The 22919-nt window shown below is 26.1% G+C and carries 28 protein-coding genes and 3 pseudogenes; 19 read left to right on the top strand and 12 right to left on the bottom strand.

The genetic code is table 4. The features are described from left to right. Window positions 1-356: 356 nt before the first annotated feature. Together mgtA and AACK78_RS07000 are read left to right on the top strand one after the other, a co-directional pair. A complete protein-coding gene (gene mgtA / locus AACK78_RS07005) occupies window positions 357-3092 on the top strand; it encodes a magnesium-translocating P-type ATPase (protein ID WP_338955377.1) in 2736 nt (911 codons plus the stop codon). Window positions 3093-3202: 110 nt separating this feature from the next. After that, the gene (locus AACK78_RS07000) at window positions 3203-3349 is read left to right on the top strand and encodes a hypothetical protein (RefSeq protein ID WP_338956512.1); all 147 of its coding nucleotides are present in this window, start codon (window positions 3203-3205) and stop codon (window positions 3347-3349) included. A 91-nt stretch (window positions 3350-3440) separates the two neighbouring features. Here the strand turns inward: AACK78_RS07000 and AACK78_RS06995 are convergent, their stop codons facing one another. Next, the gene (locus AACK78_RS06995; protein WP_338955375.1) at window positions 3441-3704 is read right to left on the bottom strand and encodes an HPr family phosphocarrier protein; all 264 of its coding nucleotides are present in this window, start codon (window positions 3702-3704) and stop codon (window positions 3441-3443) included. 1120 nt (window positions 3705-4824) lie between these two features. On the opposite strand from AACK78_RS06995, the gene AACK78_RS06990 reads away from it, so the two are divergent. The 3 genes and pseudogenes from AACK78_RS06990 (at window position 4825) to AACK78_RS06985 (ending at window position 5944) form a co-directional block, all read left to right on the top strand. Further along, window positions 4825-4986: a hypothetical protein gene (locus tag AACK78_RS06990; protein ID WP_338954996.1), complete on the top strand. Its 162-nt coding sequence runs from the start codon at window positions 4825-4827 to the stop codon at window positions 4984-4986. 67 nt (window positions 4987-5053) lie between these two features. Continuing rightward, window positions 5054-5326: pseudogene (locus AACK78_RS07805) on the top strand (hypothetical protein); the annotation flags it as partial. A gap of 21 nt (window positions 5327-5347) precedes the next feature. Then, a complete protein-coding gene (locus tag AACK78_RS06985; protein WP_338955373.1) occupies window positions 5348-5944 on the top strand; it encodes a DDE-type integrase/transposase/recombinase in 597 nt (198 codons plus the stop codon). Window positions 5945-6014: 70 nt separating this feature from the next. On the opposite strand, the gene AACK78_RS06980 is transcribed toward AACK78_RS06985, so the two are convergent. The 9 genes from AACK78_RS06980 to AACK78_RS06940 form a co-directional block, all read right to left on the bottom strand. After that, the gene (locus AACK78_RS06980; RefSeq protein WP_338955370.1) at window positions 6015-6200 is read right to left on the bottom strand and encodes a hypothetical protein; all 186 of its coding nucleotides are present in this window, start codon (window positions 6198-6200) and stop codon (window positions 6015-6017) included. Between the two features lie 4 nt (window positions 6201-6204). Continuing rightward, complete coding sequence (locus tag AACK78_RS06975; RefSeq protein ID WP_338955368.1) at window positions 6205-6561, bottom strand: hypothetical protein; 357 nt, start codon at window positions 6559-6561, stop codon at window positions 6205-6207. Window positions 6562-6696: 135 nt separating this feature from the next. Continuing rightward, on the bottom strand, window positions 6697-7125 hold the full coding sequence (locus tag AACK78_RS06970) for an ERF family protein (RefSeq protein WP_338955366.1): 429 nt from the start codon (window positions 7123-7125) through the stop codon (window positions 6697-6699). A 51-nt stretch (window positions 7126-7176) separates the two neighbouring features. Next, complete coding sequence (locus AACK78_RS06965) at window positions 7177-7365, bottom strand: hypothetical protein (protein WP_338955364.1); 189 nt, start codon at window positions 7363-7365, stop codon at window positions 7177-7179. Beyond that, a complete protein-coding gene (locus AACK78_RS06960) occupies window positions 7349-8005 on the bottom strand; it encodes a hypothetical protein (RefSeq protein ID WP_338955362.1) in 657 nt (218 codons plus the stop codon). The genes AACK78_RS06965 and AACK78_RS06960 overlap by 17 nt, the downstream gene beginning before the upstream one ends. Before the next feature lie 142 nt (window positions 8006-8147). Next, window positions 8148-8402 carry a single-stranded DNA-binding protein gene (locus AACK78_RS06955; protein WP_338955360.1) on the bottom strand — a complete coding sequence of 85 codons (255 nt, stop codon included), beginning with the start codon at window positions 8400-8402 and terminating at the stop codon, window positions 8148-8150. 2 nt (window positions 8403-8404) lie between these two features. Beyond that, the gene (locus AACK78_RS06950; RefSeq protein WP_338955359.1) at window positions 8405-8551 is read right to left on the bottom strand and encodes a hypothetical protein; all 147 of its coding nucleotides are present in this window, start codon (window positions 8549-8551) and stop codon (window positions 8405-8407) included. After that, a complete protein-coding gene (locus tag AACK78_RS06945; RefSeq protein WP_338955358.1) occupies window positions 8544-8834 on the bottom strand; it encodes a hypothetical protein in 291 nt (96 codons plus the stop codon). The genes AACK78_RS06950 and AACK78_RS06945 overlap by 8 nt, the downstream gene beginning before the upstream one ends. A 286-nt stretch (window positions 8835-9120) precedes the next feature. Then, window positions 9121-9294 (bottom strand): hypothetical protein, encoded by a 174-nt coding sequence (locus AACK78_RS06940; RefSeq protein ID WP_338955357.1) that lies wholly within the window; start codon window positions 9292-9294, stop codon window positions 9121-9123. A gap of 1037 nt (window positions 9295-10331) precedes the next feature. Here AACK78_RS06940 and infC point away from each other — a divergent pair. From infC to AACK78_RS06895, 10 genes and pseudogenes are all read left to right on the top strand, one after another. Next, the gene (gene infC, locus AACK78_RS06935; protein WP_338955356.1) at window positions 10332-10862 is read left to right on the top strand and encodes a translation initiation factor IF-3; all 531 of its coding nucleotides are present in this window, start codon (window positions 10332-10334) and stop codon (window positions 10860-10862) included. 44 nt (window positions 10863-10906) lie between these two features. Continuing rightward, on the top strand, window positions 10907-11101 hold the full coding sequence (gene rpmI / locus AACK78_RS06930; protein WP_338955353.1) for a 50S ribosomal protein L35: 195 nt from the start codon (window positions 10907-10909) through the stop codon (window positions 11099-11101). 28 nt (window positions 11102-11129) lie between these two features. Further along, a complete protein-coding gene (gene rplT, locus AACK78_RS06925) occupies window positions 11130-11489 on the top strand; it encodes a 50S ribosomal protein L20 (protein ID WP_338955351.1) in 360 nt (119 codons plus the stop codon). Window positions 11490-11618: 129 nt separating this feature from the next. Next, window positions 11619-13400, top strand: a complete 1782-nt coding sequence (uvrC, locus tag AACK78_RS06920; protein WP_338955349.1) for an excinuclease ABC subunit UvrC — start codon at window positions 11619-11621, stop codon at window positions 13398-13400. Beyond that, window positions 13390-13518, top strand: a complete 129-nt coding sequence (locus AACK78_RS06915) for a hypothetical protein (protein ID WP_338955347.1) — start codon at window positions 13390-13392, stop codon at window positions 13516-13518. The genes uvrC and AACK78_RS06915 overlap by 11 nt, the downstream gene beginning before the upstream one ends. Window positions 13519-13562: 44 nt before the next feature. Continuing rightward, complete coding sequence (locus AACK78_RS06910) at window positions 13563-13724, top strand: hypothetical protein (protein WP_338955345.1); 162 nt, start codon at window positions 13563-13565, stop codon at window positions 13722-13724. A 67-nt stretch (window positions 13725-13791) separates the two neighbouring features. Continuing rightward, window positions 13792-14064: pseudogene (locus tag AACK78_RS07800) on the top strand (hypothetical protein); the annotation flags it as partial. Between the two features lie 21 nt (window positions 14065-14085). Continuing rightward, on the top strand, window positions 14086-14682 hold the full coding sequence (locus tag AACK78_RS06905) for a DDE-type integrase/transposase/recombinase (protein WP_338955343.1): 597 nt from the start codon (window positions 14086-14088) through the stop codon (window positions 14680-14682). Between the two features lie 34 nt (window positions 14683-14716). Then, a pseudogene (locus AACK78_RS06900) lies at window positions 14717-14824 on the top strand (IS30 family transposase); the annotation flags it as partial. A 222-nt stretch (window positions 14825-15046) separates the two neighbouring features. Beyond that, window positions 15047-15991 (top strand): CPBP family intramembrane glutamic endopeptidase, encoded by a 945-nt coding sequence (locus AACK78_RS06895; RefSeq protein ID WP_338955339.1) that lies wholly within the window; start codon window positions 15047-15049, stop codon window positions 15989-15991. A gap of 114 nt (window positions 15992-16105) precedes the next feature. On the opposite strand, the gene AACK78_RS06890 is transcribed toward AACK78_RS06895, so the two are convergent. Then, entirely contained in the window at window positions 16106-16753 is a 648-nt protein-coding gene (locus AACK78_RS06890; RefSeq protein WP_338955337.1) for a hypothetical protein, read from the bottom strand. Window positions 16754-17130: 377 nt separating this feature from the next. Next, entirely contained in the window at window positions 17131-17400 is a 270-nt protein-coding gene (locus tag AACK78_RS06885) for a hypothetical protein (protein WP_338955335.1), read from the bottom strand. Window positions 17401-18351: 951 nt separating this feature from the next. Here AACK78_RS06885 and tsaD point away from each other — a divergent pair. From tsaD to AACK78_RS06870, 4 genes are all read left to right on the top strand, one after another. Then, on the top strand, window positions 18352-19308 hold the full coding sequence (gene tsaD, locus AACK78_RS06880; protein WP_338955333.1) for a tRNA (adenosine(37)-N6)-threonylcarbamoyltransferase complex transferase subunit TsaD: 957 nt from the start codon (window positions 18352-18354) through the stop codon (window positions 19306-19308). A gap of 611 nt (window positions 19309-19919) precedes the next feature. Beyond that, a complete protein-coding gene (locus AACK78_RS06875; protein WP_338955331.1) occupies window positions 19920-20396 on the top strand; it encodes a MarR family winged helix-turn-helix transcriptional regulator in 477 nt (158 codons plus the stop codon). A 228-nt stretch (window positions 20397-20624) separates the two neighbouring features. Then, window positions 20625-20714 (top strand): IS3 family transposase, encoded by a 90-nt coding sequence (locus tag AACK78_RS07795; RefSeq protein ID WP_422396866.1) that lies wholly within the window; start codon window positions 20625-20627, stop codon window positions 20712-20714. Window positions 20715-20861: 147 nt separating this feature from the next. Beyond that, complete coding sequence (locus AACK78_RS06870; RefSeq protein WP_338955329.1) at window positions 20862-22814, top strand: ABC transporter ATP-binding protein; 1953 nt, start codon at window positions 20862-20864, stop codon at window positions 22812-22814. Window positions 22815-22919: the final 105 nt, after the last annotated feature.

The following is a 22919-nucleotide window of genomic DNA, read 5'->3' as shown; positions in this document are numbered from 1 at the left end:
AAAATTTATTTTTTGTTGTGTTTAATTTTATTAACTTTTTATGATTTATTTTTACAGTATACACTTAGTTTATTAAAAAATAAGAGAAGCTGAAAGGAATGTTCCTCTTATTTTTTTATTTATATTAATTTTGTTTTATTTAAATTATTTTCGTTATAATTAAATAAGAATAAAATTATGAGAGGTAGTGATTAAATTATTTAAAAAGGGTAAGAATATTATTGATTTAGGAATTTTATTACTTTAATATCATTTTGGTTTACAAATTATTATTTACAAATTACTAATATTATATGTGTTAAAAGTCCTAAATTATAAATTTAGGTAGGGGATATTTTGAAGAAAGGGGTCTTGGAATGGCAAAAATAATAACTAAATTTAAGGGAAATAATAAAGAGTTTAAAGATCGAAAAAAAGAAATTGGTTTTTTAAAAACTGATGAAATTAAAAAAATTTCTCAGTTTTCACAAAGTGAAATCTTAGAACATTTTGAACTTAAAAATTTTGGTTTAACTTATGATGAAGCAGAAGAAATGGGCAAAAAGTATGGCGATAATTCACAAGAGAAAACAAAATTTCACTGATTTAAGCATTTTTTAAAAGTATTATTAAATCCTTTTAACATTGTTTTAGCTTTAATTGGAACCTATAACATAATTAGTTACTTTGCTTTAGGTGGCGATAGTTTCGAAATTATTGGTGTTATTATTATTGCTATTATGATTTTTATTAGTACGACAATTGCGTATGTCCAAGATATTCGTAGTTTTTTTGTCACAAAAAAATTAACTGATTTAGTTAGTAATACAATTACAGTGATTCGGTTGGCAGCTGATGAGAAAGTTTCTGAAGTATCAGTTAAAAATAATACTACCCTAATTCGGGAAGCAAAAGAATTAGAAATTCATGAATTAGTTCCTGGTGACTTGCTTTATTTATCAAGTGGGGATTTGGTTCCAGCTGATGTTCGAATATTATGAAGTAATGAACTTTTTATTAACCAATCAAGTTTAACTGGTGAATCAGTGCCAATTGAAAAACATGCTAACTATAATCGTCATAAAGCCAGCTTGTTAGAATTAGAAAATATTTGTTATACCGGAACAAGTGTTGTATCAGGTAGCGCCATTGCGGTTGTTATTGGCGTAGGAACAGAGACATATTATGCCACAATTTCAAAAACATTGCAGGCTAAACCACCAGAAAATAGTTTTAATCGAGGAATTAGAAAAACAAAATGGTTATTATTATCATTTATGTTTGTGATGGTGCCAATTGTTTTTGTAATTAATGGGATTACAAAAAATGATTGATTATCGGCGTTATTATTTTCCATTTCTGTTGCGGTTGGTTTAACACCAGAAATGTTACCAATGATTGTAACTTCTAACCTTGCCCGAGGAGCAAGCCGGATGAGTAAAGCTAAGGTTGTTGTTAAAAAATTAGAAGCAATTCAAAATTTAGGGGCAATTGATGTATTATGTACTGATAAAACCGGAACATTAACAAATGATAAGATTGAATTAGTTGATTATCAGTTGTTAGATAATAAAAAAGATAATCGGTTATTAACATATCTATATTTAAATAGTTATTTTCAAACAGGACTAAAAAATCCGTTAGATAAAGCAATTATTCACTATATTGATGATAATCATTTTTTATCTAAGTTTAAAAATGATTATCAAAAAATTGATGAAATTCCGTTTGATTTTAATCGCCGCAAATTAACTGTTGTTGTCTCAGGGAAAGATCAACATCATACTTTAATTTGTAAGGGAGCAATTGAAGAAATTATTAAAAATTGTACATGAATTGAATATAAAGGAAAAGTTGAAAAATTAACAGAGGAACATTTACGAATGATTGCGGCAACAGCTGAACGAATGAACAGTGAAGGATTAAGAGTGATTGGGTTAGCTTATAATCATGGGCATGATAATGATGCTTATTATTCAACAAAAGATGAAAAAAATTTAATTTTTTATGGCTTTGTTTCATTTCTTGATAAACCAAAACCTTCTGCTGCCAAAATGATCCAATTATTACGAAAAAATGGGGTGCAGTTAAAAATTTTAACCGGAGATAATGAACAAGTAACACGGGCAATTTGTGACCGTGTTCATTTGAAAATTCGCGGTGTTATTAGTGGGGATTATATTGAAAAATTAAGTGAATTTGAACTCCGGGATGTTGTTGAACAAAATAATATTTTTGTTAAATTAAATCCATTACAAAAGGCAAGAATTATTATAGCTTTAAAACAAAATCAACATGTAGTTGGTTTTATGGGGGATGGAATTAATGATGCCCCTGTTTTACGGCAAAGTGATGTTGCAATATCAGTTGATAATGCGACCGATATTGCAAAAGAAGCATCAGATATTATTTTATTAGAGAAGTCTTTGTTAGTTATGGAAAAAGGAATTATTCAAGGGCGGCAAATTTTTGGTAATATTTTAAAATATATTAAAATTACAATTGCTTCTAACTTTGGAAATGTTTTGAGTATTTTAATTGCTTCGGCGTGATTACCATTTCAACCAATGATGCCAATTCAAATTTTATTTCAAAATTTATTATACGATATTTCCCAATTAGCAGTTGCTTTTGATAAAGTTGATATTGACTTTTTATCAAAACCACAAAGTTGGACGACAAAGGATATTTTACCGTTTGTTTTTGTTAATGGACCGGTCTCCTCAATTTTTGATATTTTAACCTTTGTTGTAATGGACTATTATTTCGCTGTTCTTGCCAATCGACAACATATTACTGCTGAACAAATTACGTTATTCCAAACAGGTTGATTTATGGAAGGATTAGTAACACAAACCTTAATTATTCAAATGTATCGAACAAGAAAAATTCCTTTCATTCAATCAATGCCATCTTGAGAATTATTGATATCAAGCATCGTTGTGATTTTGATTGGAATTGCCTTACCGTTTATATCTTTAGGATCACACTTAAGTTTAGCACCGTTACCAGCAATGTACTTTACCTTCTTTGCTGCCCTGGTTATTGGTTATTGTTTGATGAGCCAAGGCGTTAAAGATTTGTATATTAAAATTTTTAAAAGATGATTATAGATTTACGAAAAGTAAATCTTTTTATGTGTAAATTGTAAATACCAAATCATAAAAAAGTTAACTAAATTAATAGTTAACTTTTTATAAGTTAATTATAGGAGGTTGAAATTATGCAAATAAAGCAATATTTAATTTTGCGGTCGTTAGTGAAAAAGTATGGTAAAGATATTGTTATTAATACTGTCAATAAGATTTCAATATATTTTCTTAAAACCCTTCTTTTTTCCATGCGACCAAATATTTTTTGCCTAAAATAACAAGAAACCAACAATATCAAAAATATACAAAAATTGAAAAATAATAGATATATCTATTATTTTTCAATTTTTGTATATTTAATAAAATAACCTAAATAACCTTGTTGTCCTTCATTACTTTTTCAATCCCGGCAATTGCCGCGTCTTCATCTTCACCAGTTGCAACAATTTCTACTTCTGCTCTTTCATGAATTCCTAATGCAATAATAGTCATGATTGATTTTAAATTACCAGTCTTTCCTCCTGAGAAAATAGTAATATCTGATTGGTATTTTCCTGCTTCTCCGACAATTAATGCCGCTGGACGCGCATGCATTCCAACTGGATCAGCGATAACAGCTTTAAATGATGCCATTAAATTTCCTCCTTTAAAATATGCTCATTTATTATATCAAAAAAATTAAAAATAAGTATATTATTCCGTAACAATTTTTTACGTTTGTATACTGTAAAAATAAATGGCGTCCTGTACGATGAACCGGCAAAAAACAATTCTTGTGATATTTTTTTATTTTTATATTAAAAAACATAAATTTATTTGCATTATTGATCGGATAGTATCTTTAAATTTAGAACTTTTATTATAAAACAAATTAAGTTCTGTTTTCCCTCCACAAAATAAAATTTATTTTTATAAATCCTTTCAAATAAAGGTATTATCCGATCAATAATGCAACTCTTAAAACTTAATATTTTGATGCTTAAAGATGAATAACTCATCTATGGCACGAAGCCTTAAAGAAAGTGTGAAAGCGATTGGATTTACTACTCCTATTTATTTTTTTAATTCTCGGCAAGATTAATCGCTTACGAAATGTCAGAGTACTTGTTGTTGCTTGTTTTCATAAAAAGAGTACTGTTAAATCGAAAAAAATAATATCGGACGCTAAAAAAAGAGGGTTGGATCTCCAAAATGTTATTTTCTTTATATAAAGTTGTGTGTAGGGATGGATGAAGGCTAATTAATAACTGGGTAAACTATTTTTTTACTTCCGTTGGGGGGGTAAACTCTGTCTAAATAACCTTACCGCCGCCCGCTTCACTTTGGTGGTGAGCGGGCGGCAAAGTATGTATACTGTAAAACTAAATCATAAAAAGTTAATAAAATTATTGTTTTTTATTTTTAATTTGTTATAATTTTATTAACTTTTTATGATTTAGTTTTACAGTATACAAGGTGCTGATATTTGATTAAATTATCATCAATTAGACAGTGGATTTATTTTAAATTTAATTTGTACCAAAGATAAAATAATTATTAAAGGTTGGCATAAAAATAATGAGGTAGTTGTTGGACAAAGCAAAACACAAATTAAAGATGATGTTAGACCTGTTTTAGTTCAAGAATTTAAAAATAAATTGGGAATAGTGCTTTTTTGAGAAATGATTAATGAAGACTAGACTGTAGACTGCACCCAAAAAAGTAAGTAAAGAAAAAAAGTCTTTGCTAAACTTTAAAGGAGGTGCATTTTTATATGGCAAGAAAAGGACAAAAATTTAATAAATATACAGCATATTTTCGAAAAATGATAGTACAAGAGGTTAAAAATAATAGTATAAGTTTTATTGCAAAAAAATATCAAATTAATAAAAAACTGTTGCTTCATGGTATGAAAATTTTAAGAAAGGAATTTTAAACACCAATAAAGGTTCAAAAGAATCATTTGAAAAAAGAGATTTAAACTATTACAAAGTTAGGTATGAATTACTAAAAAAGCTTCATGACTTTTACAATTAAATAAAAGAAAAATTGTATCTTTTATCAAAGAAAACATTAATAAATATCCACTAAATTTATTACTTGATATAACAGATTTAAAGCGTAGTTATTGAGATAAATATAAAAATTATTCAAGTAATGGTAAGGATAGCGAATCATTAAAAAATATTGTAAAAGTATATGAAGAAAATTTAAAACAATTTGGTTATCGTCGAATTACCAAATATTTAAAAGAAGATTATGGCATTGTTTATAATGCTAAGAAAGTATTGCGAATTATGAAAGAAAATAATATTCAAGCTGAATATGTAAAGCGTATGCGTAGAAAAATATTAATAAAACAAAATAGAAATAAAAATATAATTAAATATCCTGATTTAGTAAATCGTAATTTTAATGATATTAAAGAAAGATTTTCAATTTTATTTACTGATGTAACTTATTTAATTTGAAATGGTAAAAAACATTATCAATCAACAATACTTGATGGATATACTAAAGAAATTATTGATATAAAATGATCAAAATTTAATAATAACAAACTTGTAATTGATAATTTAAATGATGCAATTAATAAAATTAAAAAAATAAAAAAAGATTTAAATAAAATAATAATTCATTCAGATCACGGATATCAATATACATCTAAAGATTACAATAGTAAATGTTTAGATAACAAAATTATAATTTCAATGGGTAAAAATTATCATTGTGCAGACAACATTATTATTGAAAGTTTTCATTCATTACTTAAAAAAGGAACAATCCATAATAAAAATTATAAATCTCATAATGAATATATTAATGATGTTAAAAAATGAAATAAATGATATTCAAACCAAAAAGAAAAATATATAATAAATGAAAGTTTGTAAACCTTTTTATTAATACGTACTAAACGGGGTGCAGTCTATCCCTTTAAAGTTTAGCAAAGACTTTTTTTCTTTACTTACTTTTTTGGGTGCAGTCTATTTTATAAAAATTAATAAGATATTCTATTCGTTGAGAATAGGTATCAAAGTTAGATAATTGATTTCAAACTTTTTCTTCATTTTTATTTAAGTAAATATTAACATTTCGAATTTTACAAGAATAATATTTTCCTGTTTTTTGATTATATGATTCTTTCATAATATTAAACCTCATAATTAGCAATAATAATTGCATCTCGTAAATGATTACTTATTTTCTCATTATTATATTTTCAACCTTTACCATATTGATAAATTAAATTACTATCTTTATCAAACTCTCATATACAACTGTCATTATATTTACTTAAATTTTCCATATTTTTAACAACGGATTTAGTGTATTTTGGCGAAATAGTAGCAATATATCCGTGTGTTTCTAATGAACCTAAGAGTCTTAATAAATTATCTCTATCTTTTGAACCACTGGCATTTGTATATAAACAATTTTCTATAAAAATTGAATATTCTAGTTTATGATTATTTGATAATATTTCCTCAAATGGTTTTTCATTTTTCAAATAATTTATAATAAATTTAGAGTGATTTTTTTCAATCTTTATTTTTAAACTCTTGTTTATCTAATAAGATATTATTTTCAAAAATAACAATAGCGGTAGTTCCAGTCCCTGATGGCTCAATACCTATTTTTATCATTATAGTAAAAACCTTTCTTTAAATTTATGATAAAAATCTTCACTTTGTTTTCTAATTATAACTGGTGATAATTTTTCAACATTTAATTCTTCTTTTAATCAATTTTTACCAGCAGAAATAATATCATGTTCTATTTTTGTATTTGTAATAAAATCTTTAATATTATTAAAATGCTGTTCACTCATTCAATTTGGATTTGAATTATTAATAATTTCTTTTTGTTCTTTTTCTTGCTTAAAATTAATTTTACTTACTTCTGTATTATCAGGGTCTAATTCTTCGGTTGGTAAACCTAATAATTTACTTAAAACATATTTAACTCCATATGTTAATGCTGACCCAATACTTTTAGCAGGGTCAGTATTTTTCCCTGTAAAAGGTCAATAAGTTTTAATTTCTTCTGTTTTTTTACATAAAGTTAATTCCATTTCAAAATATGGTATATCATTAATTACTTTTAAAGTATCTTTTACATAACTTTAAATATATGTAATACTATGTTTTTTAAATTCTTTTTTAACTAATTCTAAGACTTGTGCTTCACCAAAATAATTATATATTGCTCTATCATTCATTTGCATTGTTTGGTTTTTTTCTAAATATAATGATAAATCTTGTTGTATTTCATCAATACTTGCTATTAATGTTTTTTTAGTTTCTTGTGGCATTTTCTCACTCCTCTCTTTCTTGTCATATTAAAATGGCATTTTTAATTTGTTCTAAATCTTGTTTAGTAATATTAACTTTTTCTTTAATTACTATTTTTAATTTTGGATTAATAATTATCATTAATATTTTTTTATTATCTATACAAAAATCTTTTTCTAATAAATAATAAAGTTTTAATTGTCAAATATAACGTTCGATATCACTTTCTGCATTAGAACTAGTAATTTTTCAATCACATATTATATATTCATTATCATTTGTTATTCCAATAAAATCAGTTGTACCACACATTAAAGGGTGATAAAGTATTTTTTCAGTTTCATAACACTTAAATTTAATATCTTTAAAAGTTTCTTGATATAGTTTTGTAAAATTTTTAAATAATTCACGATGTAATTTTATATCAAAATCAATAAACTCAATTAATTCATCATCAAAATTATTTTTTATTCAACAATCAATCATATTGTGTAAACATATTCCACGATTTTGTGCTAATTTTAAAATATTCTTATCAATTTGTGAAAAATCTTTTGGTACTAAAATATTAACAATTTGACTAACACTAGGTATTAAAATACTATATTTATGTAATTTATCATTATAAATATATAATGGTTTAACCGCATTTAATTGCATAATTATCACCAAATAATTCTTTAATATCTTCTGAACTATAATTTATTTGTTCTTCTATAATAATTTCATTTGATTTTTCAGATATCTCTCTTTTCAAGTCAGTATTTGTATGTAAAAATTCATAATTAGATACTTGAACTATTTATTGTACTTTATTATCTTTATTTTTAAAAGATTGTAAAATACCAGTAATTGCAATTTGACTACCTTTTTGACAATATTTTTGTAAAACTACGGCTTTTTTATTTCAAACTTGACAAGGAATAAAATCAATTTCTTTTTGTGTTGAATATGGGCGAGTTACTGCTAATTGAAATATGGCATATTCTTTACCATTATTTGTTTTTTTAATTTCAATATCTTTTGTTATTCTACCAATTCCAATAAATTTATTCATTATTAAATTTCCTCTAATTCCATTTCTTCAATTAAATTATCAATATATTCATATGTACTTTCTTCTGAATGACATTCTTCAAGTGCTATATTAAACAAATCATCTTCTGTATAAACAGAACCATTTTCATCTTTTCACATATTATTCATAATTTATCACCTCATAATCTGCTTCTTCATATTCTAAATAATCATCTATTAAACCTTTAACCTCATCAATTTCATATCATTTTAAATTTAAGTCAAAATCTGTTGGTAAGGAAACATAATCTACATGCCGTTTTTCATTACCAAATTTAAGATATAAATTTAATTCTCAACTCATATCATAATCACTATCAATTTGTGCATAAATAATATCTTTATTTGCAATTTTTAATGCTTTATTATTAATTCATTTTTCATTTAAATAATCATTAATACAATATGACATTTTTATTCCTCCTAATTCTTTTTAGTGTTTAATGCTCAATGTTCATCCACAATATCATTTTGTGATATTGGATAACTTCTAAGCATTAGTTTTTGTAATTTGTTTTCTTTATTGCATTTAAAACAATAACCTCAATATCTTTGTTTAAGACAAATTTTCTTTTTCATATAAATCTCCTAAATTATTTGATTTATTTTTTATCAATTTGTAATATTTTTCATCCATCTGATGCTAAATCTAAAATATCGTTAATTTTGTAATGTTGCATATATGAATTAATAACATCTTATTTATCTTCAAATAAATTTAAATACATTTTTGCTCATTCTAAACATTGCAAATCATAATGATTTTTATGATGGGAAATACGACAATTAACAGGTTGACAATTAACTCAATCAAATGATGTTGCTATTTCATTTCAAGTTTTATTAATATACAAACTTTTATATTCTGTCATTATATTTTCTCCTATTTTTAATTCGCTGGCACTCACTCCCAAGTGAAAGTGCCAAAGCGAGAATTAGTTATATAAGTATTTATCTATTTATTTACTACGCCATCCGCTTCACTGGGGGGGTGAGCGGTGGCGATAATATATTTAATATTTGTTTATTATTAAATAATAGACAGTTGTTTTTATAAGGTAAAGCCAGAGAATTCTCTCTTCTTCCGCACCATTTCAGGTCAAAGCGTTCAGTTTTTAAAATAAATTCACTTGCACCTTGAAGAGCCAAGTGCTGGCTTTGTGGTTTTAAAACCGCTGCACTTCTAAGAAGTAATATCTATCGCAAATTTATTTATAAAGTGATCATCTCAATATTTATTGTCGTTTGATGTTGACCTTGCACTTATCACGACTATCGCTTGCTAAAGCGTCTATTATTTCCGGACTGATTACCATTGGGATAGACCGCCTGTTTTATAAAATATTAAGTTTTATTTTTAATAAAATAATTAACTGAAACAGAGAAAGGACAACATCTTAAATTAGGAGAAAAACAGGTACATTTTGTAAAGATTTCTGAGATATTTAGTAAATGTGTAACACAACTTAAAGAAGGTAACCAAAAGTTGTGATAAAAAGTTTTTATTTTAAGAAATTAAGATGCTGTCCTTTCTCTGAATCAATTAATAATTTTTGTTTTATAAATAAAAAACAACTCTTGTTAAATAAAAAGAGTTGTTTTTTGGAGCTTCATCGTACATGATGTCAAACATATAAAATAAAAAGTTGATTTTTTAATATTTAATATATATTTTTTTCCAAAAATAAATTAATAATTTTATTGACTAAATTTTAAAAAAATCATATAATTAATATTGAAAAATGTTAAAGTAGCTAATGCTCACCTATGCCCTTAAGTGTGGCTAATAGGTTTTACAAGATAAAATTAAAGTTTTTAATGATTAAATTAATCATTTAAGAAAATAATTCTTGTTAATTAAAGCGCTACTTTTGAGCGTTTTTTTAATTAATTAAAATGGAGGTATTGGATGAATCAACCCACTAAAAACAATAAGAATATCGAGCAAGTAAATTATGATATTAGAGCGCGTGAAGTTTTAATTATTTTAGATGATGGTAGCAAAATTGGTCCTTTAAGGCGAAATGAAGCAATTCGGATTGCAGAAGAAAAAGATTTAGATTTATTGTTAGTATCAGCGACTTCAAATCCACCGGTAGCAAAATTGGTTGATTATGGAAAATATAAATATGAACAAAAGAAAAAAGATAAACAAAACAAGAAAAATCAACATGTAACTGAAAATAAAGAAATGCGTTTGCGAACTGGGATTGGTGATCATGATTTAGAATTTAAAGCAAAAAAAGTGCGTGAATTCTTGCTTGATGGGAACCGGATTAAAATTTCATTAAAGTTTCGAGGGCGAGAAGTTGCTAGACCAGAATATGGAAAAGAAACATTAGATAAGTTTTTTAGTTATATTGAGGATTTAGGAAAGATTGAAAAAGAACCACAATTAAACGGCTTGTTTTTAGATATGTATGTCGTACCAAAAAAATAATTAATTAAATTAACTTTTAAGAGGAAAGATAAGGAGGGAAATTTATGCCAAAAATGAAAACAAAAAAATCTTTAGCAAAAAGAGTAAAAATAACTGGGACAGGGAAATGAAAAATTGCGCATGCGTATACTTCGCATTTAGCGCAAAATAAGTCAACAAAACAAAAACGTCATTTACGAAAAGCTGGCTTAATCGATCACACTGATCAAAGCCGCTTAAAAAATTTATTACAGGGGTAAGAAAAAGAAAAGAAGGGAGTATTAACAAATGGCAAGAGTAAAAGGTGGACCAACAACAAGAAAGCGTCGTAAAAAAATTATTAAAGAAGCAAAAGGATATTTTGGTACAAAATCAACTCACTACAAAAAAGCAAAGGAACAAGTGATGAAATCATGAGCATATGCCTTCCGTGATCGTAAACAACGTAAAAGAGATTTTCGTTCATTATGAATTCAAAGAATTAATGCGGCAGTGCGCGAACATGATATGTCATATTCACAATTTATGAATGGTTTAAATAAAACAAACATCGAAGTAAACCGTAAGATGTTATCAGAATTAGCAATTAATAACCCGGGTGAATTTAAAATGCTAGTGGAAAAATCAAAACAAGCGTTAAAAAATTAACAAAACTACTTTTTACAAAGTAGTTTTTTATTACAAAATTAGGGAAACTATTCGCTATTAATTAGGATAAGCTGCTAATTATGATAATTAAGCATAAAATTTTAACAAACATAAGGGGAAGAATGAAAAATGGCAACAAAATTATCTTTAAAAGAACAAGTTAAAATTTTACCAACCAAACCAGGGTGCTATTTATTTTACAATAGTTATCATCAAGTATTATATGTTGGCAAAGCAAAAAATTTACGAAGTCGGGTTAGTTCTTATTTTAATAAAGTTTATAATTACAAAACAACTCGCCTAGTGCAAGAAACTGTGCGTTTAGAAACAATCATTACCAAAACTGAAAAAGAAGCGTTAATTTTAGAACATAACTTAATTAAACAATATAAACCAAAATATAATATTTTGTTAAATGATGATAAACACTACCCATACATTGTTATTATGAAAGAAAAAGATCCCCAATATTTATATGTCCGTAATGTTCATCAAAAGTATGCTCGTTCTTATGGACCATTCCCAGAAGGCAGCCATGCCCGGGAAATTATTAAAGTTTTAGAGCGATTATATCCGTTACGCCGTTGTAAAGGGAACCTGGGGAAACCTTGTCTTTATTATCATATTAATCAATGTTCTGGTGCTTGTTTTAAAGTAGTTCCGCTGGAATATTACACCAAGATGATAAAAAAAGTTCATACTTTTTTTAATGGTAATTTTACCGAAACAAAAATATTGTTAGAAAAACGAATGTTACAAGCGGCAGATAATTTACAATTTGAAGAAGCGCAAAAGTTAAAAGTGTTAATTCGTAATTTAAATTGAACCTTATCATCACAAACAGTGGAAATGTTAAATCAAAGGGATGATTTAGACGTGATTAGTTTGTATCAAACGGAAAAACACTTAGTTTTAACAACCTTATTTTATCGAGCGGGTAAATTAAACTATAAAGATTATGAATATTATCACCTTGATCTTCCCGAAGATTGTCAAGAATTATATCGGTTATATTTACAAAATATTTATCAAAAAAATATTTTGCCAACAAAAATTATTGTTAATGAAACGATTGCTTTACCAGAGTTAAATTTATTATTTGATAATCGTGTTTCTCATCCAAAAAAACCAGTTGAAAAAGCGATTATGCAATTAGCAACCACCAATAGTTATGAGTCTTATTTACAATATCAAACAACAGCGCAACGTGAATTAAATAATGCAGAAGTTTTAAAAGAATTACAAATCCTCTTAGGATTAAAAGAATTACCATATTTGATTGAAATGATTGATATTGCAAACATTAATGATGAATTTGTCACTGGGGGTGTAATTGTTTATAAAAATGGTTGCCCATCTCGGAATGATTATCGGAAATATAATTTAAACATTTCTTATCAAGATGATACCCATCGGATTGCGGCAGTTGTGGCGCGACGTTATCGAAAAATTATTGAAGAAGAACAACCCCTGCCTAATTTAATTATTATGGATGGTGGAATTCAACAAGTTAATGCTTGTTTAAAAGAATTAGCAGCGTTAAATTTAACAGTCCCCGTTATTGGTTTAGTTAAAAATAATCAGCATAAAACGGACCATTTATTAAATTTAAAGAAAGAAAAAGTATCGTTAGATAAAAGTAGCCGGTTATTCTTGTTTTTAACAAGAATACAAGATGATGTTCATCATTATGCTATTATTAGTTTTCGTCGCCGCCAAACAAAAGCTTTAACAACAAGCATTTTAGAAACAGTTCCGGGGTTAGGCAAGCGGCGGATTACATTATTAAACCGGCATTTTGAAAGTATAGGGGCAATGCAAAAAGCAAGTTCTGATGAACTGTACCAAATATTACATAATAAAAAACTTGTTGAAAATCTCCGAAAATTTTTGGAATATTTTGGCAAATAATATTTTGGTATTTACAATTTACAATAAAAATAAAAAACAATGTCGTAAATATTCAATGTTAAATTCACAAGAATTAAGTCATTTTTCTAATGTAGACTGCACCCAAAAAAGTAAGTAAAGAAAAAAAGTCTTTGCTAAACTTTAAAGGAGGTGCATTTTTATATGGCAAGAAAATGACAAAAATTTAATAAATATACAGCATATTTTCAAAAAATGATAGTACAAGAGGTTAAAAATAATAGTATAAGTTTTATTGCAAAAAAATATCAAATTAATAAAAAACTGTTGCTTCATGGTATGAAAATTTTAAGAAAGGAATTTTAAACACCAATAAAGGTTCAAAAGAATCATTTGAAAAAAGAGATTTAAACTATTACAAAGTTAGGTATGAATTACTAAAAAAGCTTCATGACTTTTACAATTAAATAAAAGAAAAATTGTATCTTTTATCAAAGAAAACATTAATAAATATCCACTAAGTTTATTACTTGATATAACAGATTTAAAGCGTAGTTATTGAGATAAATATAAAAATTATTCAAGTAATGGTAAGGATAGCGAATCATTAAAAAATATTGTAAAAGTCTATGAAGAAAATTTAAAACAATTTGGTTATCGTCGAATTACCAAATATTTAAAAGAAGATTATGGCATTGTTTATAATGCTAAGAAAGTATTGCGAATTATGAAAGAAAATAATATTCAAGGTGAATATATAAAGCGTATGCGTAGAAAAATATTAATAAAACAAAATAGAAATAAAAATATAATTAAATATCCTGATTTAGTAAATAGTAATTTTAATGATATTAAAGAAAGATTTTCAATTTTATTTACTGATGTAACTTATTTAATTTGAAATGGTAAAAAACATTATCAATCAACAATACTTGATGGATATACTAAAGAAATTATTGATGTAAAATGATCAAAATTTAATAATAACAAACTTGTACTTGATAATTTAAATGATGCAATTAATAAAATTAAAAAAATAAAAAAATATTTAAATAAAATAATAATTCATTCAGATCACGGATATCAATATACATCTAAAGATTACAATAGTAAATGTTTAGATAACAAAATTATAATTTCAATGGGTAAAAATTATCATTGTGCAGACAACATTATTATTGAAAGTTTTCATTCATTACTTAAAAAAGGAACAATCCATAATAAAAATTATAAATCTCATAATGAATATATTAATGATGTTAAAAAATGAAATAAATGATATTCAAACCAAAAAGAAAAATATATAATAAATGAAAGTTTGTAAACCTTTTTATTAATACTTACTAAACAGGGTGCAGTCTAATGAATATAATAATTTTGGTTGTTCGTCACAAAATATTATTACTTCGCATGAATTACAATATAATGTAAAATTTAGTGTATGTTTTAAAACAATGTATAAATATTGTATACTGTAAAACTAAATCATAAAAAGTTAATAACATTATAACAAATTAAAAATAAAAAACAATAATCACAAAAAATATTAAATTAAAAACATTGTTTTTAATTTAATATTTTTTGTGATTATTGTTTTTTATTTTTAATTTGTTATAATGTTATTAACTTTTTATGATTTAGTTTTACAGTATACAAATGAAAAATATGATTTAAAGGAGTGGTAGAAAATGCGTAGTAATAAAAATATTTATAATGCTAGAAAGTGATATGAATTAAAGCCAACCTTAATTGATCAAACATTATTTTTTGATTTTAATTTAGTTAAACTTAGAAATATTGGTTATATATTTTTAGGAACAGCGATCTTTGCTCCCTTTTTTATTAGTATTTTAATTTCATATTTGTTTGCTCATAATGAATATGTCTTAGCTGGAATGAATTTTATTAGTTCAATTATTGTGGCAGTTGGTTCATATTTTGTTATTGGTGGGGCGCAAAATAAAATTATGTGGTCAGGAGCCATTGCCTTTTATTATTATTATTTTATTCCCAATCTTGTGGGGTTAGTAATTGGGATGATTACGAATCAGCTTCACCCAACAGATAGCATTAGAACAACGATTAATTTATTGACAGCAATAATTTCAAGACTTATAACGATTATAGTTCTTTTCAAAACGTCGCCGTTACTTTTTGAAAAAATTAAACTAACTTTTAAAAAAGATTATATTAGGCTGTTGCTAGTTTCAATAATCGCCATTATTTTTGTTATTTTCGTCTATTTGTTTTTTGCTTATATTCAAACATTTATAACAACATTGAAATCAAAAAATCAAGATGCCGTGGTTAAGGGAATGGATAAATCATGAAATATTATTATTTTATTAATTTTTTCAATTATTTTTGCTCCTATTACTGAAGAGTTAGCAACTCGGCATGGAATTTTTAGTTTAACTGGCAATAAGTGAATTGGATATGTCGCTTCAATTATTTTCTTTACGGGAATGCATGTTGCAGGTACTGGTGATTGAGAACACTTTATTGGTTATTTTGGGGGAGGATTAGCATTAAGTTCGTTATTTCTTGTTGTTAACGGGAATGTGACCTATACCATAATTGCACATAGTGGTTTTAATTGCATTGTAGCGATGTTAATGTTGTTAACCCTGTAAATTGTATATCCACCAAATTATTTATAATCATTTATTTATTATTTTCAATGCAATTTTAACAATGATTAATTAAAAAATAATCAGCAATTATCTGAGTGTTTTTTAATGGTAAGATTATCCTTTACTGTGGTCAACATCTCAATTTTCTAAGACCATATGGTTAATAAAACGAGTCATTCATTCATCATTATTAGGACCAGTTTGTAAGTTTCCAATTTCCCCTTTTTCAAAACCAACATATTTACCATTTTTAACATAAACATAAGTTGGTGTTCCACTTAATCCTAATGAATCAGCGGTAATGGTTTTATCAATTTCGCCATTAATTTTATGGGCATTTCGTTCTTGAGTAACAATTCAATCCCCAATTTTGGCTGCTCATTTTTCTTTTCAAACACCATTATAATCTTTAACATTTTCGGTAATAATTAAACGGGTATTCTTAATTTTTTCTTGTTCTTCCGCGCTAAGAGGATAAGTTTTTAAGGAAAATTGTTGGTCAAAATAACCAGCTAAATACTTGTCATATTTATCATTTCCAGAACCATTTTTATTATATAAATCAGCAATTGTTGTGCTAATTGTATTTTCACAGTGAATACAATTTTGGACGGAAACCATAAAAATAAAACTTTCGTTATTTTTTACACCATTCATAAACTCATTATAATAAGCCATATTACTATCTGAACAAGCTATTAAGCTTGTTGTTGATGCTGATACAATTATTGATACTGCCAATGTGCTAAGCAGTTTTTTCATTTCTATTCCTCCTAAGAATTATTTTATATATGATTGTTTAATTATAATTATACATTATTTTTAACTTTTTTTAAAAATAAATCTAAAATATTTTTATATGAATACTGGTAGATAATTAAAAGAGAAAAGTGTAAATTGTAAATATGAAATTAAAATAACTAATAATGAAATTTCTTTTGTTGTTGTGTATACTGTAAAACTAAATCATAAAAAGCTAATAAAATTATAACAAATTAAAAATAAAAAACAATAATCACAAAAAATATTAAATTAAAAACAGTATTTTTAATTTAATATTTTTTGTGATTATTGTTTTTTATTTTTAATTTGTTATAATTTTATTAGCTTTTTATGATTTAGTTTTACAGTATACAGTTTTATTTTTTCTCAATTTGTAATATTTTTCATCCATCCGCAGCCAAGTCTAAAATATCATTAATTTTGTAATGTTGGATATATGAATTAATAACATCTCATTTATCTTCAAATAAATTTAAGTACATTTTTGCTCATTCTAAACATTGTAAATTATAATGATTTTTATGGTGGGAAATACGACAATTGACGGGTTTACAATTAATTCAATCAAACGAAGTTGTTATTTCATTTCAAGTTTTATTGATATATTTACTTTTATATTCTTGCATAATATTTTATTCCTTTCTTTTTATTTATCTTTTTAAATAAAAAGAAAATCCCTTTGTTGGTTAATATTTTGATATTTAGTAAAAATATTTATATTTTGATTTAATTATCTTAATTCGCCATCCACCTCACTTCGGGGGTGAGTAGTGGCGATACTAAAACTTTATATTTAGACAGAGTTTATCCCCCACGGAAGTAAAAAATTTTACCCAGTTATTAATTACGCTTCATCCATCCATACACAACTTTATATAAAGAAAATAACCTTTTGGAGTTCCAACCCTATTGTTTTTTTAGTGTCCGATATTGTTTTTTTCGGTTTAACAGCACTCTTTTTATGAAAACAAGCAAAAAACACGCGCTCTGACATTTCACAAGTGATTAATCTTGCCAAGAATTAAAGAAATAAATAGGAGAGTAAATCCAATCGCTTTCATACTTTCTTTAAAGCTTCGTGCCATAGATGAGTTATTCATCTTTAAGCATCAAAATATTAAGTTTTAGATTGCATTATTCATCAGATAGTATCTTTATTAAAAATGATATTATTAGTTATTAAACCGAAAAAATATAATAAATCACAGAAAGGAAATTATAAAAATTAACTAATTTGTAGGGAAAAATAGATTAATTTTTAATTTTAAAGATACTATCTGATGAATAATGCAAATAAAAAAATTGCTCTAATAAGCGGTTACTTTAATTTATATTTAATTACTTTATTTATAATTTTTATAAAAAATCAACTTTTTTCCGACTACCAATTTTAATAAAAATGTATTTTTGTCGTGGAAAAATTTAAAAAAATAGAAAAATATATTGACAATAAAATTAAAAGTAATATAATTTAAGTAAGTAAATGGTATATTATTCCACAATTTTTAAGATATTAATTAAAATCCTTAAATAATACATACAGCCAATTATTATATAATATTCAGGAGGTGCATGAAATGGTAATTTTTGCAATTGAAACAAGTTGTGATGAAACTAGTATTGCTATTTTCAAAAATGGAAAAATTTTAGCAAATATTATTTCATCGCAAATTAAAGAACATACGAAATATGGGGGCGTTGTCCCCGAACTTGCTTCGCGATTGCATTTAAAAAATTTTTCATATGTCTTATTGGAAGCTTTAGAAAAAGCTAATATTAAGATAACAGAATTACAATACATTGCATACACAGCAAAACCAGGTTTAATTGGAGCTTTACATATTGGGAAAATAATAGCTGAAACTTTAGCTAATTATTTAGAGCTTCCAATTTTACCTTTAAACCATTTATATGGTCACATCTATGCTAGCGCGATCGATAACGATTTCTTATTTCCTCTTTTAGCAGTGCTAGTTAGTGGTGGCCATACTCAGTTAATATTAATGAAAAAAAATTTGGATTTTGAAATTTTAGGATCAACATTGGATGATGCAATTGGTGAGTGTTATGATAAGGTTGCCCGGATGCTAGATTTAAGATACCCTGGCGGCCCGATTATTGATAAGTTAGCAGCAGCAGGTGAATTAGGACAATATCACTTGCCGCTGCCATTAAATGACCATAGTTATAATTTCTCTTTTAGTGGATTAAAATCAGCAGTCGCTAATTTAATTGAAAAAGAACAACGCAATACTAAAATTAATCTGTCTAATTTTTGTGCAACATTTCAAAAAACATGTGTTGATATTATTATGCGGAAAACAAAATTAGCAATTCAAAATTTTCAACCGCAAAAGGTTACGTTAGTTGGTGGGGTTTCAGCTAATAGCGCATTACGAACAGCAATTTTAAATTTGGCAACCCCAAATTTAAAGGTAATTATCCCAAAATTAGAATATTGTACGGATAATGCTGCAATGATTGCTCGTTTAGCAGCACAAGAACTACTGGAAAATAACATAAAAGAAGATTAGATAAAATGGCGTCATTTTTATCAAAATTAGAAATATTTAAATTTGTAAATTGTAAATACCAAATAATAGTGAAAACGGCGAGTAATAAACCAGAACCCAAACCACAACAACCACCAGTTGGAAGTAATTGAAAGTTAATTAAAGATTGTAAATTAAGCGGGATAATTTATTCTTTACTTTTTAATTTCAATATCATTTGCAATCTTATTGACAGTATTAATAACAATATCTTTACCATACTTTTTTACTAACGACCGCAAAATTAAATATTGCTTTATTTGCATAATTTCAACCTCCTATAATTAACTTAAAAATTAACTTAAAAAAGTTAACTAAATTAATAGTTAACTTTTTATGATTTAATTTTACAGTATACATCCTGAGGAAAATGAAAAATTAACATTTACTATTCCAAATTATGATTTAACAAAATATTTTTATAAAATATCAATTTCAATAACAGATTATGCATCTGCTAATCAATTTGTAACATATTGTTTCAAAAAAATATCACAAAAATAAAAATTTGCATTTTTAGTAGATCATTGTAAATTCTATGTTAAGATAAGAAAAAATAAATCATGGAAAAAATCATTTAGGAGGAGATTAATTTGGAAAAGATACGACCAGAAAATGAAGAATGCGGTGGAACTCTTTTTCGTTACTTGGGTTTTATTAATAAAGTTTTTTCCCAACAAATTGAAAATGAATTGCAAAAGCACGGTTATCATGATTTTCAAATTTCAAACATTTGGCTATTAATTTTAATTGAACGCTTTCCAGATTATACGCTGAACGAATTAGCCCAAGTTGTTCATCAATCACGAGCTAATATTACTATTATTTCCAAAAAACTCGTTCAAAAGGGTTACATTGTAAAAAAACGTCCCGAAAATAATAAAAAAAGTATTTATTTAACTTTAACTGATAAATGACGAAAATTAAAACCGCTTGTTTTTAAATTAGTGAATGAGTTAGATCAGAGCATTATGGTGACTTTATCCGCAGCCCGCTATCAAACATTACTAACTGATTTAGCAACAATTGCTGAATTGTTAAAAAAAGAAATGCCGACCTCATTAAAATAAAATGTTAAGTATGAGCATCTAAAATAAAGTAGATATAAAAAATAGAAAATTATGTTAAAATTTTATTAATTTATTAAGGAGATGTTCTTAAATATGTATACTGTAAATACTAAATGATAAAAAGTTAACTAAATTAATAGTTAACTTTTTATCATTTAGTATTTACAGTATACACTTAATTTTTTGAAACATTAAAACGTATTTTTAGAAACAAAGAATATATATAAAATGATTCCACAATATATTAAATTTTATAATGAAATTAGACCACAAAGAAAATTAAAAGGATTAAGTCCTGTTGAATACAGAATAACTTAATCCTAAATAAATTTTATTTTTTATGTAAACTTTTCTTTACATATTCAGTATTAACAATTATAAAAAAATAACTTGTAATATTTCTTAGAATTCGTATAATTATTTTGTTAAGTATTTAACAAAAAATGCATAAAGAAGGAGTTAATTATGAGAGCAAAAAATGATGGGCCAAATTTAACTAGCAAGCAGGCACAACAAGCACAGTTTGCAGTTAAAAATCCAAAAGCCAGTCCGATGGGTTTTTTTAAATTATTATCAATTTATTATAAACAATTCTGATTGCGTTGATTATGTTGAATTTTATTTATCATTATTACTTGTGGGATTACTGTTGCCATTCCAAAATTAACAAATATTATAATGATGGAATTAACAACCGGAATGTCAAAACGAACAAGTATTAATGATCCTGCAATGGCTTGAGAAACATTACTATATTGAGCAATTGGATTTGGAACAACCTTTGTTGTTTCAGGGATTTTCTTATATTTACAAAATTTAGTTGGGGGTTCAATTTCCCGTAAAATTGAAATTGATATTCGAATTAAAGTTTTAAATAAACTAGTTGATTTAGATATGAATTATTATCATGATAAAAAAATGGGGGATATTTTAACAAAACTAATTTCTGATACGCAAATCCTGGGGGATCAAGCGTACCAAGTTCCCCAAAACTTTTTAAATGCCTTTTTTACCTTTATTGGTAGTATTGGGATTATGTTTACTTTAGATAACCATATTTTACAATACAAAGATGGTTCCCACGGGATTCAGCCAGTTCTTGATGCGAATGGAAACTTTGTCTATCTTGATGGTAGTGCAACAGTCGCCGAGTTAGCAGGAATTATTTTAGGAGTGTCATTTATAATTTTATTATTAACAACCTTTCTTTTTACCTTTATTCGTCGGTTAATTTATAAACAACGCCAAGTGGTATCGAATATTAATGGGGATGTTAATGACCGGATTAATGCTATTCGGTTAATTAAAGCATCAGGAACAAATGAATATGAAAAAGAACGCTTTAATAAAATTCATCAGGAATATTATAAAGTAAGTATGCGTGCGATTAGAATCCAATCAGGGGCTATTGCTTTTGCCATCACATCCTTAATGAGTATGAATACTATTGCCTTAATCGTTGGAATTGTTTTTGTTAATGATAATCGGTTAGATCCAACGGTAATGTTATCAATTACCATGAGTATTAATTCCTTAATTTTTCCAATTATTCAAGTTGTACGATTATTAGCTAATTTAGCATCAGCCTCAACTTCGGCAACTAGGGTGAATGAAATTTTTAAACAAGCTCCGAAAATCAATATTAATCTAACAACAATACCATTAAAAGATGTTAATGGCGAAATTGTTTTTGATAAAGTGTGATTCAAGTACGATCCTAGTGATGAAGAAGCACCATATATTTTAGAAAACTTTAATTTCCATTTTAAACAAGGAAAAAGTTATGCCTTTGTTGGCGAAACGGGGGTTGGGAAGTCAACTATTTCAAAATTATTATTACGTTATTATGATCCAACCAAAGGAGACATTTATATTAATAATAAGCAGAACTTAAAAAAAATTAATTTAAAATCATACTTAGATCATGTTGGTTATGTGGAACAAGAGCCACAAATTATTTATGGGACTTTTTATGATAATATTCACTATGGAACCTTTACCGCAACTGATGCGGAGTGTGAGGCCGCCGCGAAGAAAGCAGAACTATATAATTTTATTGTTAATTTACCAGAAGGATTTAATACGCTTTTAGGAGAGCGGGGTTTTATTTTATCAGGAGGACAAAAACAACGGTTAGTAATTGCTCGAATGTTTTTACGCAATCCAGAAATTTTAATTCTTGATGAAGCAACAAGTGCTTTAGATAATATTGTTGAAAAAGAAATTCAAACGGAATTAGATAAGTTAATGAAAGGGCGAACAACAATTATTATTGCCCACCGGTTAAGTACGATTAAAAATGTTGATCAAATTATCGTGTTAGAAAAAGGAAGTGGTGTTGTCCAAAGTGGAACTTTTGATGAATTAAAACAAGTTGAAGGACGCTTTAAACTATTATATGAAGCTGGGCTGGTTTAATGACCTAATTTTATAAAGGCATTGTGTAGATACAAGCTCCAAATTTTTATCTCTTATTAAATTGATAATAACATTATTTAAAATAAATTATTTGTAAATTGTTAT

The sequence above is a fragment of the Spiroplasma endosymbiont of Polydrusus cervinus genome (assembly GCF_964019755.1).
GTDB lineage: Bacteria > Bacillota_I > Bacilli_A > Mycoplasmatales > Mycoplasmataceae > Spiroplasma.
This window is presented reverse-complemented; position numbering and strand designations above follow the sequence as displayed.